12 protein-coding genes are annotated in these 14,327 nt (G+C 45.0%); 3 read left to right on the plus strand and 9 right to left on the minus strand.

The window, feature by feature from the left end; all coding sequences use genetic code 11:
* Positions 1–8: 8 nt before the first annotated feature.
* The 9 genes from rsmB to EDD57_RS03620 all read right to left on the minus strand — a co-directional run bounded on the left by rsmB (position 9) and on the right by EDD57_RS03620 (position 8,744).
* The gene (gene rsmB, locus EDD57_RS03580) at positions 9–1,388 is read right to left on the minus strand and encodes a 16S rRNA (cytosine(967)-C(5))-methyltransferase RsmB (RefSeq protein ID WP_131848111.1); all 1,380 of its coding nucleotides are present in this window, start codon (positions 1,386–1,388) and stop codon (positions 9–11) included.
* Positions 1,389–1,391: 3 nt separating this feature from the next.
* Positions 1,392–2,345, minus strand: coding sequence for a methionyl-tRNA formyltransferase (gene fmt / locus EDD57_RS03585; RefSeq protein ID WP_131848112.1), 954 nt, complete (start codon positions 2,343–2,345; stop codon positions 1,392–1,394).
* 3 nt (positions 2,346–2,348) lie between these two features.
* Positions 2,349–2,816, minus strand: a complete 468-nt coding sequence (gene def, locus EDD57_RS03590; RefSeq protein WP_131848113.1) for a peptide deformylase — start codon at positions 2,814–2,816, stop codon at positions 2,349–2,351.
* Between the two features lie 40 nt (positions 2,817–2,856).
* Positions 2,857–5,307: a primosomal protein N' gene (gene priA / locus EDD57_RS03595; protein WP_243649427.1), complete on the minus strand. Its 2,451-nt coding sequence runs from the start codon at positions 5,305–5,307 to the stop codon at positions 2,857–2,859.
* Entirely contained in the window at positions 5,294–6,502 is a 1,209-nt protein-coding gene (coaBC, locus tag EDD57_RS03600) for a bifunctional phosphopantothenoylcysteine decarboxylase/phosphopantothenate--cysteine ligase CoaBC (protein WP_131848114.1), read from the minus strand. Before coaBC ends, priA begins: the two co-directional genes overlap by 14 nt.
* 78 nt (positions 6,503–6,580) lie before the next feature.
* A complete protein-coding gene (rpoZ, locus tag EDD57_RS03605) occupies positions 6,581–6,787 on the minus strand; it encodes a DNA-directed RNA polymerase subunit omega (protein WP_131848115.1) in 207 nt (68 codons plus the stop codon).
* A 21-nt stretch (positions 6,788–6,808) separates the two neighbouring features.
* Positions 6,809–7,411 (minus strand): guanylate kinase, encoded by a 603-nt coding sequence (gene gmk / locus EDD57_RS03610; RefSeq protein WP_131848116.1) that lies wholly within the window; start codon positions 7,409–7,411, stop codon positions 6,809–6,811.
* A gap of 16 nt (positions 7,412–7,427) precedes the next feature.
* The gene (gene remA / locus EDD57_RS03615; protein WP_072334172.1) at positions 7,428–7,697 is read right to left on the minus strand and encodes an extracellular matrix/biofilm regulator RemA; all 270 of its coding nucleotides are present in this window, start codon (positions 7,695–7,697) and stop codon (positions 7,428–7,430) included.
* A gap of 141 nt (positions 7,698–7,838) precedes the next feature.
* Positions 7,839–8,744: a YicC/YloC family endoribonuclease gene (locus EDD57_RS03620; protein WP_131848117.1), complete on the minus strand. Its 906-nt coding sequence runs from the start codon at positions 8,742–8,744 to the stop codon at positions 7,839–7,841.
* Positions 8,745–8,885: 141 nt separating this feature from the next.
* Here EDD57_RS03620 and fabV point away from each other — a divergent pair, with 141 nt between their 5' ends.
* From fabV to EDD57_RS03635, 3 genes are all read left to right on the plus strand, one after another.
* A complete protein-coding gene (gene fabV / locus EDD57_RS03625) occupies positions 8,886–10,025 on the plus strand; it encodes an enoyl-ACP reductase FabV (RefSeq protein WP_131848118.1) in 1,140 nt (379 codons plus the stop codon).
* A 123-nt stretch (positions 10,026–10,148) separates the two neighbouring features.
* Entirely contained in the window at positions 10,149–11,756 is a 1,608-nt protein-coding gene (locus EDD57_RS03630) for a putative polysaccharide biosynthesis protein (RefSeq protein ID WP_131848119.1), read from the plus strand.
* A gap of 171 nt (positions 11,757–11,927) precedes the next feature.
* Positions 11,928–14,105, plus strand: a complete 2,178-nt coding sequence (locus tag EDD57_RS03635; RefSeq protein WP_165873654.1) for a S8 family serine peptidase — start codon at positions 11,928–11,930, stop codon at positions 14,103–14,105.
* The last annotated feature ends 222 nt before the right edge of the window (positions 14,106–14,327 follow it).

Here is a 14,327-nt window from a genome sequence, read left to right on the forward strand (position 1 = left end):
GGCTATCGTTACCTTTGAGCGTTTTTCGTCATCCGCGCAATAAAAAATCCATCACTATAAAAATGATGTGGCAGGAGTTGCACCCAGCCATCTCCTGTAATCGCATGTTCTTTTACCACCTCAGGCAACAACTCGAAAATCGTAGGGTCGAGTTCGAACTCGGGGTGACGCTTTAGAAATTGCTCAATTTGCTCCCGATTCTCTTGGGGCTCCCATGTGCAGGTGCTATAGACAAGGGTTCCTCCGGGTTTGACAAGGGTCGCCATACGATCGAGTAATTCGCTCTGAATCTTAGTAAGCTCGCGAATCTGCCCTGCTTCTTTACTCCACTTAATGTCAGGCTTGCGATGAATTACACCTAAGCCGGAGCAAGGAGCATCTAGTAAAACCGCATCGTATAGTTCTTCTCCCGTATCCACCTGGATTTCTCTCGCATCGCTTACTCTTGTCTTAATGTGCTGAAGATCCAGACGACGCGCATGCTGACAAATAAGATCCATTTTATGATTATGGATATCGTAAGCGACGACGACTCCTTCATCGTTCATCAACTCTGCAAGGTGCGTTGTCTTACCACCAGGAGCGGCGCATGCATCTAGTACTCGCATACCTGGCTTGGGATCAACTGCTCGTGCTACTAACATCGAGCTTTCGTCTTGGACGGTGTAAGCACCTTCTTGATAGTAGAAGTGAGATGCCGCGTTGCCGCTTCCGTTTAAGATGACACCATCTGGAGCTAGTTTGGATGGAGAAGCTGTACCTGTCTCCTCCTCATTCCATGTCTCGATAAAAGCATCTCGGTCCCATCTCATCGGATTGATCCGCACGCTTACTTTTGGTGGCTGGTTTTGTGCTTGCAAGGCTTGCAGTGCTTCTTCATCTCCGTATACTTTGTGAAGTCGCTTCACCATCCAGAGCGGGTGGGAATAAACAATCGCTTCTTCTTCGTAGGAAGTGGGGGTAAACGTAGGTAAGAGCTTCTCTTTATTACGAACAAAGTTGCGCAAGACTCCATTTACAAGTCCAGAGATCCCTTTATGTCCCCTCACTTTGGCGATTTCTACGGTTTCATGGACCGCAGCTCTCTCCGGAATTTTATCAAGGTAGATCATCTGGTATAAGCCCAAACGTAGTAATTGCTTCACCCATAGTTCTACTGACTTACTACCTCGTGAGATAAGCTGATCAATGACCCAGTCTAAGGAGTTTTGCCGCTGAATTACACCGTAAACCAATTCCGTAACGAGCCGTTTATCGCGAATCTCTAATTCACTTCGTTCTAGAGATTGATTTAATAGTAGATTGCTAAATGCTTCTTTTGATTCATATTGAATTAATATATCCAAAGCAACATCTCGCGCAGATTGTCGCTGGTTATTCTTTTTCATAGATTATTCTCCTAATCGATCTCCTACATGAATCTGACGACCGTTTATCAGTTGCTCTGCCGTCAGACGTTTCTTACCAGATGGTTGCACATCCGTTAGCTTGAGGCACCCGTCTCCTGTTGCTACCACGATGCCATCTTTTTGTAAGGCAACTATGGTTCCCGGTGCTTGATCTGTCTTTTCATCCGCTAAAGGATCCGCCCACCATACTTTCATAGGTTGTCCATTCCATAGCGTAAATGCAACGGGCCAAGGGTGCATACCGCGCACTTGGTTATATAACTGCACAGCTGTACGATTCCAGTCTAGTATTTCTTGTTCTCGTTTAATATTAGGGGCAAAGGTAACTTGCCTCGCATCCTGGGGCACTGCTTGGATCTCGCCGCGTAAAAAGGCTGGCAAGATTTTTTTCAACAGGTCAGCTCCCACGATCGAAAGCTTCTCAAACATAGTGCCCACATGGTCTTCCTGCATAATCGGAATCGAGCCTTGTGCGATCATATCTCCCGCATCTAACGCTTCTACCATATACATAATGGTAACTCCCGTCATCTTCTCCCCATCGATAATCGATTGATGAATCGGAGCCCCTCCACGATATTTAGGAAGCAGAGAAGCATGTACGTTAATACAACCGTGTACGGGTACATCTAGCAACGCCTTGGGCAAGATTTGTCCGAAGGCAGCAGTGATGATGAGATCAGGGTTCAAATCAACAATGGGTTGCATTTCTTCGGGAATCCGTACTTTTTCTGGTTGATATACAGGCAACCCTAGTTCTTGTGCCGCTACTTTGACCGGAGGAGGAGTTAATTCACGCTTCCGACCTTTCGGGCGATCTGGCTGGGTCACGACTTGAATGATCTGATACCCTTCTTCTACTAGCATATGTAAAACGGGCACAGCAAAATCCGGTGTGCCCATGAAAACAATACGTGTATCTTTTGCGATATTCATAAACTATTCCTCCTCAGTTGGGCGGAATACTCGCTCAGCCACATCAGGGAATAAAATTCCGTTTAGATGATCGACTTCATGTTGAAACGCACGAGACAAAAACCCGTTTGCTTCAATTTCAATCGGGTTTCCATTTCGATCTTGACCTACTATCTTAATATAGTCAGCACGACGCACTTCCCCTAGTAGATTCGGGATACTGAGACATCCTTCTGGCGGATTGAACTGCTCGCCACGCTTCTCAACGATCTCTGGGTTTACCACTTCATATAATTGTTCATCTACGTCGACCACAATGACTCGCTTAGAAATCGCGATTTGCGGCGCAGCTAGCCCCACTCCGTTGGCATCATACATCGTTTCTGCCATATCATCTAACAATTTATGTAAACGAGCATGGAACTTTGTCACCGGTTTTGCTTTTTCTTTTAATATCGGTTCTCCAATTTGCACAATATTTCTGATGGACATCCCATTCTCTCCTCTTCAAAAAACATACCATTACCCTTTATCATACGCCATCGCGCTGTACCTGAATACGTAGATCTGCATCGTCCTGCACCTGGGTTGCTTGCCGAACGCGTTCTTTTACGTATGCGTTCAGATCTGGGTTAGCTTCATATTTTATCATGATTTGCAAACGATAACGATCTTTTATCTTAGGAATCATCGCCGGAACAGGGCCTAACACTTGATAATCATATTGAAAGGTTCCTTGATTTAAGCTACGTGCTATCTCTTGTCCATATTGCAATACGCGGACACGGTCTGGATGACTGATCACCATCGTGTAGAGACGTCGGAAGGGTGGATAGAGGTGTAGCTTTCGCATCTGACATTCCTGACGATAAAAATCCTCAATCCAATGTTCTGCCGCCGCCTGAATACTATAGTGATCAGTGGAATAGGTCTGGATGATCACTTTTCCTAAATACTCATGGCGTCCAGCACGTCCGCTTACTTGCGTGAGCAATTGATAGGTTCGTTCTGCCGCCCGGAAATCAGGCAGATGTAGCATCGAATCTGCGGCTATGACACCTACTAATGTAACTTTAGGAAAATCAAGACCCTTGGCGATCATCTGTGTCCCCAGAAGAACGTCCGCCCGTCCAGCACCAAAGTCATGTAATAAACGTTCATGAGATCCCTTACGCGAAGTCGTGTCCACATCCATCCGTATCACGCGAATCCCGGGAAACGCTTTGCCGAGCTCCGCCTCTACCTTTTGCGTACCCGTGCCAAAGTGACGAATATGTTCACTCTCACATTGTGGGCAACACTTGGGAAGTTGACTCGCATAACCACAATAATGGCAACGTACCGTACGATTGGTCTCGTGGTACGTTAAAGAGATCTCACAATGGGGACAAGCTAGTGTTTCCCCGCAATCTCGGCACATCACAAAGGTAGAGTATCCACGACGGTTTAGAAACAAGACCGCTTGCTCCCCGCGATTGATACACTCCATCAGTTCCGTTTTTAACGACCGACTAAACATCGAGCGATTTCCTTGCGCTAACTCTTCTCGCAAGTCGACCACCTCTACTTCTGGCAGTGGTCGACCGTGCACTCTTTTATGTAGATTTACGAGACGGTACTCTCCCGTACGAGCGGCATAATAGCTTTCTACTTGTGGGGTAGCGGAGCCTAAAACCAGAGCCGTTTGATGTTCCTGAATTCGCCACTGAGCAATCTCTCTCGCATGGTAACGTGGATTCTCTTCTTGTTTGTAAGAGGATTCGTGCTCTTCATCGATGATGATAATGCCTAGGCGTTCAAAAGGAGCAAAAATCGCCGAACGAGCCCCTACAACTATTTTGACTTCCCCACGACGGATCTTCAGCCACTCATCAAAACGCTCTCCACTAGACAGACGGCTATGGAGGACAGCTACTTGTGAGCCAAATCTCCCTTTAAATCGATCGACCATCTGCGGTGTGAGGGAAATCTCGGGTACGAGTACGATCGCTTCCTTTCCCTTCACTAACACTTCCGCGATCGCTTGAAGGTAAATTTCGGTCTTACCGCTTCCTGTAACACCGTGAAGCAAGATCGTCTCAGCTTCACCCTGCTCAATCGGCTTCATGATAGCCTCAAACGCAGCGGCCTGCTCATCTGTAAACGAGAGTGCTGTCGTTTGTTCAAACGTCCGATGCGCATAGGGGTCACGATACTCTTCCCGCTCTTCCCACGAAATGATACCTTTCTCTACTAAGCTTTTCACCGTAGTGCGAGCTGTCGCCGTAGCAGAAAGCAAGTCTGGAAGGGGTACTTCTACACCTTTTTCTAGCAGATACGAAAACACTTCCCGTTGCTTCATCGCTCGTTTTGGTAGATCGCGTAACATCATCTCTCCATCAGAAGGCGATGTAAGCCAGACCCATGTCGTGGTTTGTTTAGTAATCTTATCTCCCACCACTTCATGAATCCGAATAAATCCTTGCTCCGATAATCGTTTTAAGATGCCACGATGGATGCCCTGAATCTGGCATGCCTCATCCCAAGAAATAACTCCATTTCCTTCTGAAATCGCTTGGCTTAGAGAACCAAACATTTCTTCGAGCGATGCAGAGACTTCCCTCTGATCATAATCCGTCGCAAGCGTGATTTTCTTTTGGTAGGTTCCCTTTAAAACAGAGGGAACCATTGCCTGTAGAGCGGTAATCGTCGTACAAAGATATTCATCCGCCATCCGTCGTCCAATCCCGACCAGCTCAGGTGTAAGAGGTGGTTGCAGATCTAGCACTTCTTGAATCGCTTTTACTCGGGGAGGAAGCTCTCCCTCTCTCACATCGACTACATACCCAATTAACGTCCGTGGGCCAAAAGGCACCTGCACCCGGCTCCCGATCTGAACTTCTTCTCGCCATTCATCCGGAATGAGGTAACTATAAGGACGATCGACCGCTTTAGCCGGCACTTCCACATATATATCCGCCATCCAGCCATTACGTCCTGGCATGTAATCGCTCTCCAATCACTTGCACAATATGACGTGCCACCTCTTGTTTGGAAAGCTGAGGCAACTCGATTTTATCTCCATCCCGGTCATAGATGGTCACAATATTTGTATCCGTACCAAATCCAGCACCCGGCTTCGTCACATCATTGGCAATGATGAGATCCATGTTTTTCCGCTCTAATTTACCTTTGGCATACTGCTCTACCTGTTCCGTTTCAGCGGCAAATCCGATTAGCATCTGATCGGGTCTTTTCACGCGTCCCACTTCTGCGGCAATATCCGGATTCTTTTTCAACTCTAGGATGAGTTCTTCCGAGTTTTTCTTGATCTTCTCATCAAATACGACTTTAGAGCGGTAATCGGCTACTGCCGCGGATTTGATAATAATATCGGATGTAGCAAGCTCATTCATCACAGCATCCATCATCTCTGTCGCCTGTTTTACCTCGATTACCTTTACTCCTTTTGGAGGCGGTATCGTAACAGGGCCACTTACCAGAACCACTTCCGCTCCTGCCTTTTTTGCCTGCTCCGCAATCGCATAGCCCATTTTGCCAGAGCTATGGTTAGACATGTAGCGAACCGGGTCAATCGGTTCAACTGTTGGACCTGCGGTAATTAATAGCTTTTTCCCCGCTAAAGGCTTCGAAGCTTCATAGGCAAAATATTGTTCAATCCAATTCACAATCACTTCTGGCTCTACCATTCTCCCTTGTCCAACGTAACCACATGCTAATTGACCGGAAGCTGGTTCGATAAACTGCATCCCTAATTCCCGCAGAGTTTGGATGTTTTTCTGAACGATCACATTTGCATACATATGAACATTCATCGCAGGTGCAATGACGATTGGCGCGGTTGTAGCGAGCAGAGTAGTAGATAACATATCATCACCTAATCCATGTGCTACCTTTCCGATGATATTCGCCGTGGCGGGTGCGATTACGATCAGATCCGCGTGATCTGCTAGATCAATATGAGAGACTACTTCTGGATCACGCTCGTCAAACGTATCCGTATAAACTTGGTGATGAGTAAGCGTTTGCAATGTAAGAGGGGTGATGAATTGCGTCGCCGACTTCGTCATGATTACACGGACATCTGCCCCGCGTTGATAGAGTTGACTTGCAATCGTAGCCGCCTTGTAAGCAGCGATTCCCCCGGTAATCCCAAGCAGTATTCGTTTCCCCTTCATAACGCCCATCCCTCTTCATATCATCTAAAAAAATAACAACCAACTGTGGTTGTTATTTTTTTAGATGCATCATATTCGTTACGCGTTTTTCGTTTTTCCTGGTGTGACAATCAAATCAACCGCGATTTCTTCGAGAGCAGCACCTACGTACTTTTTAGAGCGTGGCTTTAATTGGAGCTCACTTGTTCCTTCTAATAAACCGCGAGCACGCTTCGAAGCGAGTACAACTAAAGCGTATTTACTATCTGCTTTTTCCATTAACTCGTCAATCGATGGATATAACATATTTTAACCCCCTATCTTTCCTTATTCTGACATGACTAAGCGATCTGCCCGGCAGTGTTCTGCTAGCAAAACTGCTTCTACACGATCACATGCTTTTTGTACTTCATCATTTATCACCACATAATCATATCGGTGAATATGTTGATACTCGTCTTTTGCTGCACCAAGGCGATTTTCGAGAGAACTCGTCGTCTCGGAACCCCGATGTAAAATACGAGTACGTAAATCATCCATAGAAGGAGGAACAAGGAAAATAAACACTCCATCCGGAAATGCTTCTTTCACTTGATAGGCACCTTGTACTTCGATCTCAAGCACAATATCTTTCCCAGATGCTAGCGTGTCCTCCACATACTTGCGTGGGGTTCCATAGTAGTTTCCTACATACTCCGCCCATTCGATGAGTTCATCATTTTGAATCATTTGTTCAAATTCTGCTCTCGTCTTAAAAAAATAATTAACCCCATCTCGTTCCCCTGCACGAGGCTGACGAGTAGTAGCAGATACAGAGTATGCAAGATTAGGCAATCGTTTCCGAAGAGCTGTACATACTGTTCCTTTTCCTACTCCAGATGGACCAGAGACTACGATCAAAAGACCTGATTGATGATATTCTGCTTTCATCTTGTCAACCTTTCTACTAATCCGCGACTTCTTCCGATGCCTGCTCTTTACTTGCTAAGCGGTGGGCCACTGTCTCTGGCTGAACCGCAGACAAGACCACATGATCACTATCTGTAATAATGACTGCTCTTGTACGACGACCATATGTAGCATCGATTAATACTCCGCGTTCCCGAGCTTCTTGGATAATTCGTTTAATGGGGGCAGAATCTGGACTAACAATCGATATAATTCGGTTTGCTGAAACAATGTTACCAAAGCCGATATTAATGAGTTTGATTCCCAACTCTGGTACCTCCTCGCCCTAATGTAACAATCCTAGATGATGTTGAATTGGCTCATTCGTTCTTCTCGAATTCATCCTGCTTAAGCTATTGTAGACCGTTTTCCATCAAGAATCAACGAGTTAGCTATGTTTCATATTGAATTACTCCAGATTTTGCACCTGTTCTTTCATTTTTTCCAAGATACTCTTACAATCTACCACCCAAAATGCAATTTGTGCATGATTTGATTTAGAACCAATCGTATTCATCTCTCGATTCATCTCCTGAATCAAGAAATCAAGCCTTCTCCCAATCGGTTCATCCCGTTCAAACGAACTCCGAAACTGCTCACTATGGCTGACAAGTCTCGTAATCTCTTCCGTAATATCCGTACGTTCTGCGAAGATGGCCACCTCTGTCAGCAAACGTTCCTCTAAATCTTCCATATTCGCACCTAACTCGAGTAAGCGATTTTGCAACCGTTCACGGTAGTGTTCAGTAGCTTGCGGGGCCACCTCTGATATCTTCCCTACCGTCTCTTCGAGAGATGTTAACATCGTGAGCAGGTCCCGCTCTAAAGCCTGTCCCTCTAGCATCCGCATCTCTTGCAATTTAGTTAAGGCTTGCTGAATCGACTCCCGGATCCATTCTCCATACTCACCCCAATCCCGCTTCGTCTCCTCCATCTTCCACAGTTCTTGCTTCTTCCATACATCTTGAATCGTCAAAGAGCCCGTTACAATCCCCTCATCACATAACGTTTGACTAATCGCCAAGTAGGATTTTAGTAGCTCTTCATCCAACACAACCTGCTTTCCTGACTCCCCTTCTTCCTTTATATAGATCGCTAACTCCACACGCCCCCGGCGAACCGACTCACGCACCTGCTTGCGAATCCACTCCTCCTGCTCCGCAAATCCTTGAGGCAAACGAAGAATCAAATCCAAAAAACGATGATTTACCGTACGAATCTCCGTGATAATCTGCATCTCAGACGCACTTACTTCTCCACGTCCAAAGCCAGTCATACTTGCTGTATAGGTTTGATTTGATTGTATAGGTTCCATATCTCTATTGTGACAAAAAAAATAGCCTCTGTGCAACGGGGGATCTATTTTGCGTCTATATAATCCACTCAACGCGATTTTTGTTTTCCAATATGTTATGATAACCCAAGATATTTTGGACTGACAGAAAGGATTGCTTCTATGGAATTAAAACCTAGATTTCGTGGCTTTATTTGTACAAATGCTCATCCGGAGGGATGCAAGCAACAAGTCAAAGAACAGATTAATTTTATTCAAAAACAACCTACTTTAACCAATGGACCTAAGAATGTGCTTGTGATTGGGGCTTCGAAGGGTTTTGGGTTGTCGGCGCGGATTGTGTCTGCTTTTGGAGCAGGGGCAAGTACGATTGGCGTTTTCTCGGGTGGACAAGGAACTCCTAAACGAGGTGCATCAGCTGGTTGGTATAACTCGATGGCGTTTGAAGAGTTCGCTCATGAAGCAGGGCTCTATGCCAAGCATGTAAATGGAGATGCTTTTTCTAATGAAATAAAGGAAGAAACGATTCAGCTGATTAAGCAGGATTTAGGCAAGATTGACTTAGTCATCTATAGCCTCGCTACTGCAAAGCGGACCGATCCGCAAACGGGAGAGGCCTATTACTCTGTCTTAAAACCAATTGGAGCACCGTATCAAAATAAGACGGTACATTTCCACACAGGAGAAGTAACTCAGGTGGAGCTACTGCCAGCAACCGAGGAAGAAATTGCGGATACGGTAAAAGTGATGGGCGGAGAAGATTGGAGTGCTTGGATGCTTGCGCTAAAAGAGGCCGATGTTCTAAGCGAAGGTGTGAAAACAATCGCTTTCTCCTATATCGGTCCGGAGATGACCCATCCGATTTATCGCAATGGAACGATCGGACGTGCGAAGGATCATCTGGAAGCAACGGCTCATGAATTAAGTAAGGAGCTTGCATCTGTAAATGGACAAGCAATCGTAACGGTATGTAAAGGACTGGTTACCCAATCAAGTACCGCCATTCCTGTTATCCCACTCTACATATCTGCTTTGTACAAAGTAATGAAGGAAAAAGGGATTCATGAAGGTTGCATCGAGCAAATGAGCCGTCTCTATCACGATTTTCTCTACTCCAATCAGCCACTTCAGCTCGATGAGGAAGGACGAATCCGTATCGATGATTGGGAGATGCGCGCGCACGTCCAGCAGGAGGTTTCCGAGATTTTAGAGAAGGTGAATTCGGAAAATGTATACGAGCTCACAGACCTAAAAGGATTCCGAGAAGACTTCTTCCATCTATTTGGCTTTGAGGCTGATTGAGGAAGATTGACGGACAACAACCTTCTTTTCTTTTCAAATTTGACATCTTCGTACATATCCAGAATATACTTAACCTGCTAAAATAAACATCATGTACTTTTCGCACAAAGGAAGTATGAATCTATGTCAAATAAGTTAGTCAAAGGAACACTGATCCTAAGTGTATTAACTCTTTTTACAAAAATTATCGGGAGCCTGTTTTGGGCTCCGTTTCAAAATATCGCAGGTGACCATACAGTAGGAATTTACCGAATCTCTTTCCCGTTCTACTCTATTCTTTTAATGATCGCCACGGCTGGGATTCCGATCACGGTTTCAAAGTTTGTGGCAGAGCACCTCTCTCACGATGATTATCCGGGTGCACGACGAATTTTGCGAGTTGCCTCTATCATCTTAAGCCTGACGGGGATTCTTTCATTTTGCATCTTATTTTTTGGAGCAGAGTATATCTCGAAGGTGATACTCGAAAACTCGGCCGCAACCCCTTCTATGAAAGTATTGGCATGTGCGATTCTGTTTGTCCCGATCATGGGTGCATACCGTGGATTTTTTCAAGGACAACAGCAAATGGTGCCAACTGGAATCTCCCAACTGATCGAGCAGATTGTGCGGGTGGGAGTGCTCATTGGGCTAACGTACTGGATGGTTCAAAAAGGCATGAGCCAAGAGCTCGTAGCAGCTGGGGCAACGGCTGGGGCCTTATTTGGCGCGATTGCGGGTTTAATCGTCATGCTCTGGTACAATCGCCGAGACAAAAAAGAACAACTTTATAAAAAATGGAATCCTCCCTTACGTCGTCCTGAATCATTTGGAAGATTATCGAAGAAAATTATCGCCTATGCGATCCCGATCTCGTTAGCAACACTTGTGCTTCCTTTAATCGGACTCATTGATTCCTTTACCGTACCTCAGTTACTAAGGAACTCAGGATTATCGGTTGAAAAAGCCACGGAATTATTCGGCATCTACGGCCGGGGAGAGCCATTTGTTAATGTGATCTCGGTTTTCTCTAGCTCGCTTACTCTCGCCCTGATTCCGGCGATTGCGGCGCATATGTCTCGTGAAGAATACGAAGCGGTGGAGCATAAGATTTCGCAATCTTGGCTGATGACACTTGTGATTAGCTTACCGGCAAGTCTTGCATTAGCCATGTTAGTGGAGCCACTTAACATAGCCATGTACAAAAATAATAACGGAGGAGACACGTTAGCAATCCTTGCGTTCTCTGCCATCTTCAGTACATTAGCGGTTACTTGCTCGGGGATTTTGCAAGGATTAGGATTTAATAAACTCCCTGTCCGTCATCTATTAATCGGCGCTGTTGTGAAAGTCATAGGAAACTTCTTGTTTATCCCTACTATGGGAATTCGAGGTTCCGCACTGGCCATGGTACTCGCTTATGTAGTCGTTTGTTCGCTCAATCTATGGCAAGTAGTACGAATCACAGGCATTCGTTTCCGCTTTGGTGCTTATGTCTTAAAACCATTACTTAGCACTGGAATTATGTTAGCTATCCTCTATCTCTTCTATAAATCCATGCTCTTCCTAGTTACAGAACCAAGTCGTCTCTTTTATATCTTTATCAGCTTGGCTATGGTATTGATTGGATCGTTTGTCTATTTATTTGCCTTGATCATCACTCGAACTCTTACAGAGAAAGAGCTTCAGATGATCCCGATGGGGAGAAAAATCATTGCGCTCTTCACTCGTCTACGAATTTTACCACGATAATAGAACGGAAAAATGCTAGAAAGGACAGAAATCGTTCTTGCTAGCATTTTTTATTTGTAAATAAAATTTATAATTTACTAATAAAAAAGAAGGATTTGAATGTTAGTTATAGTATTATATATCTATGACTTGAATCATGGGTCAATATTCACACCTTTGGGAGGGCAATTCATGAAGAGAAAATGGCGTATTCCTGCGTCTATGCTTCTAAGTGGAGCATTAGTATTATCCAGTGTATCAAGTGTATTGGCAAACGATCCAAACACGGATGCCAAAATTTCTACCCCAGCTACCTCAGGCTACTACTTTGTAGAGCTAGCAGATGAGCCAGTAGCTACATACGACGGAGGCGTTAAAGGCTTTGCTGCCACGCAACCAGCTCCTGACAAGGTGTTAAACACAAAATCTTCCGATGTAAAGAATTATCAGTCTTATCTAACGAAGAAGCGCGATTCTGTAAAGAAATACATCAAGGAGAAGACCAATTCGAAAGTCGTTTCCGAGTTCAGTACCACTTTCAATGGCTTCTCGGTAAAAGCTTCTAGCACAGATGTTAAAACGCTTGAAAATGCACCAGGCGTTAAGCGCGTTGTGCAAAGTAAGCAATACCGCCCGACCATGAATAAGTCGCTCGAACTGATAAATACTCTTCCTGCATGGAAGTCTGGATATAAAGGTGAAGGCGTAAAAGTAGCCGTAATCGATTCTGGAATCGATCAGAACCATCCATTCTTTAAAGATTCATCTCTTAAAATGCCAGAAGGATTCCCAAAAGTACAAGCTGACTTAAGCGGAATTGGCTCGATGGATGAATGGTTAAAATATACGAGCAATAAAGTAATCGTAGCAAAGGTATACCATCCAGAAGCGGTAAACTACCAAGCAGATGGAAAAGGGATTCGTACACCAGAAGCAATTGGTTCTCATGGATCTCACGTTGCAGGTACGATTGCCGGAGTTGAAGGATATAAGGATCCATCTGGTGTAGCTAAAACTCCATTAAGCGGCGTTGCACCAAAAGCATATTTAGGAAACTATAATGTATTCCCTTGCGACGACTGTAACGCAGACAGCACCTTTATCGCAAAAGCAGTAGAAGATGCTGTAAATGATGGCATGGATGTAGCAAACCTAAGCTTAGGTGGCCCTGCTACTACTGGCTTTGACCTACTTGTAGAAGTAGTGAACGCTGCTTCTCGTGCTGGCATGACAACCGTTATCTCCGCTGGTAATAACGGTCCTGGTGCACAAACCATCGGCTCCCCTGGGATTGCATCGGATGTTATTACAGTAGCGGCTGTGAGCAATAGCCATTTCTTCGGAAAAGCAATCCAAGCAACTGTACAAGGTCAAACTAAAACACTTCCAGTCGGATCTGCTTCTCCAGGTGGAATCGTTGAAAAAGAAGTGACAGCTTCCCTTCTACCTGTAAAAGATGCTTCTAATAATCTCGATCTTGCTTGTGACCCACTCACAACAGACTTAACTGGGAAGATTGCCGTTGTGAAACGTGGTACATGCTCCTTTACCCAAAAAGCAACTAATGCGCAAGCAAAAGGAGCTGTTGGGGTACTAATCGTAAACAACCAATCAGGTGCTCCTACCTCCCCGTCCGTTGAAACAAGCGTAACGGTACCAGTTGCGATGGTTTCTGATATGGATGGAGCATGGCTCACAAGTGGAGAAGGATCTGTGAAGTTCACTCCAGGTGCTGACACCGAATTCTTCACTCCAGATTCACTACAAATCGCAGGATTCTCTTCTCGTGGTCCAACGATTAACTACACCTTGAAGCCGGATGTAGCAGCAGTTGGCGTAAACGTTTACTCCAGTGTTGTGGGTGGCGGATTAGCAGCTTACAATGGTACTTCCATGTCTGCGCCTCACGTTACGGGTGCATCTGCTCTCTTGACTCAAGCTCATCCTGACTGGACTCCACAAGACATCAAGTCAGCATTTATGGGCACAGCTATTAATCCAAAGAGCGCGGCTCTTCCAGTCGAAGTGGGTGCTGGTGTAATCAACGTAGGAAAAGCGCTAAATCCAGTCTTGATGGCAAATCCAGCAAGCTTAAGCTTTGGAAAACTATCCAAGACAGGCGATCAAGTGAAACTCCAAGTTACGTTGAAAAACCCAACCTCCAAGCGTCAAGTGTACCAAATCAAAGGAAATTCTCTAGTGAAATCGGATAAAACCTTACTTACCCTTGCCAAAGGAAAATCCACTACATTTAATGTAACGGTAAATCCGAAGAAGAAAGACGATGGCGACTATCAAGGTTATATCACGATCGTGAATGAGAAAAACGAACCAATCCGCATCCCATTCTATTACTATGTAGGTGCATAAATCACAACATGATGATAGCAAAAAGCCTGCTTCTTCACGTGAACTGCACCCCAATTGTTGGACACGAAATTAAAACCCAACAGTTGGAGGTGCTTTTTCTATGGCTAAATATTCATTAGAAACAAAATTGAAAGCTGTAGAAGCCTATCTCGACGGCGTCGAGTCGTATCAAACCGTTGCTCAACGGTATCAAGTAGGAGAAATGGATGTAGTGAAATGGGT

Origin of the sequence: Baia soyae (assembly GCF_004341445.1) — a bacterium.
Taxonomy (GTDB): Bacteria; Bacillota; Bacilli; order Thermoactinomycetales; family Thermoactinomycetaceae; genus Baia; species Baia soyae.

What these genes read in the sequence shown, in the direction of transcription:
- def (WP_131848113.1), bottom strand. Translation starts at nt 2,816, where the DNA reads ATGTCCATCAGAAATATTGTGCAAATTGGAGAACCGATATTAAAAGAA.
- EDD57_RS03635 (WP_165873654.1), top strand. Translation starts at nt 11,928, where the DNA reads ATGAAGAGAAAATGGCGTATTCCTGCGTCTATGCTTCTAAGTGGAGCA.
- coaBC (WP_131848114.1), bottom strand. Translation starts at nt 6,502, where the DNA reads ATGAAGGGGAAACGAATACTGCTTGGGATTACCGGGGGAATCGCTGCT.
- fmt (WP_131848112.1), bottom strand. Translation starts at nt 2,345, where the DNA reads ATGAATATCGCAAAAGATACACGTATTGTTTTCATGGGCACACCGGAT.
- priA (WP_243649427.1), bottom strand. Translation starts at nt 5,307, where the DNA reads ATGCCAGGACGTAATGGCTGGATGGCGGATATATATGTGGAAGTGCCG.
- rsmB (WP_131848111.1), bottom strand. Translation starts at nt 1,388, where the DNA reads ATGAAAAAGAATAACCAGCGACAATCTGCGCGAGATGTTGCTTTGGAT.
- gmk (WP_131848116.1), bottom strand. Translation starts at nt 7,411, where the DNA reads ATGAAAGCAGAATATCATCAATCAGGTCTTTTGATCGTAGTCTCTGGT.
- EDD57_RS03620 (WP_131848117.1), bottom strand. Translation starts at nt 8,744, where the DNA reads ATGGAACCTATACAATCAAATCAAACCTATACAGCAAGTATGACTGGC.
- rpoZ (WP_131848115.1), bottom strand. Translation starts at nt 6,787, where the DNA reads ATGTTATATCCATCGATTGACGAGTTAATGGAAAAAGCAGATAGTAAA.
- EDD57_RS03630 (WP_131848119.1), top strand. Translation starts at nt 10,149, where the DNA reads ATGTCAAATAAGTTAGTCAAAGGAACACTGATCCTAAGTGTATTAACT.
- fabV (WP_131848118.1), top strand. Translation starts at nt 8,886, where the DNA reads ATGGAATTAAAACCTAGATTTCGTGGCTTTATTTGTACAAATGCTCAT.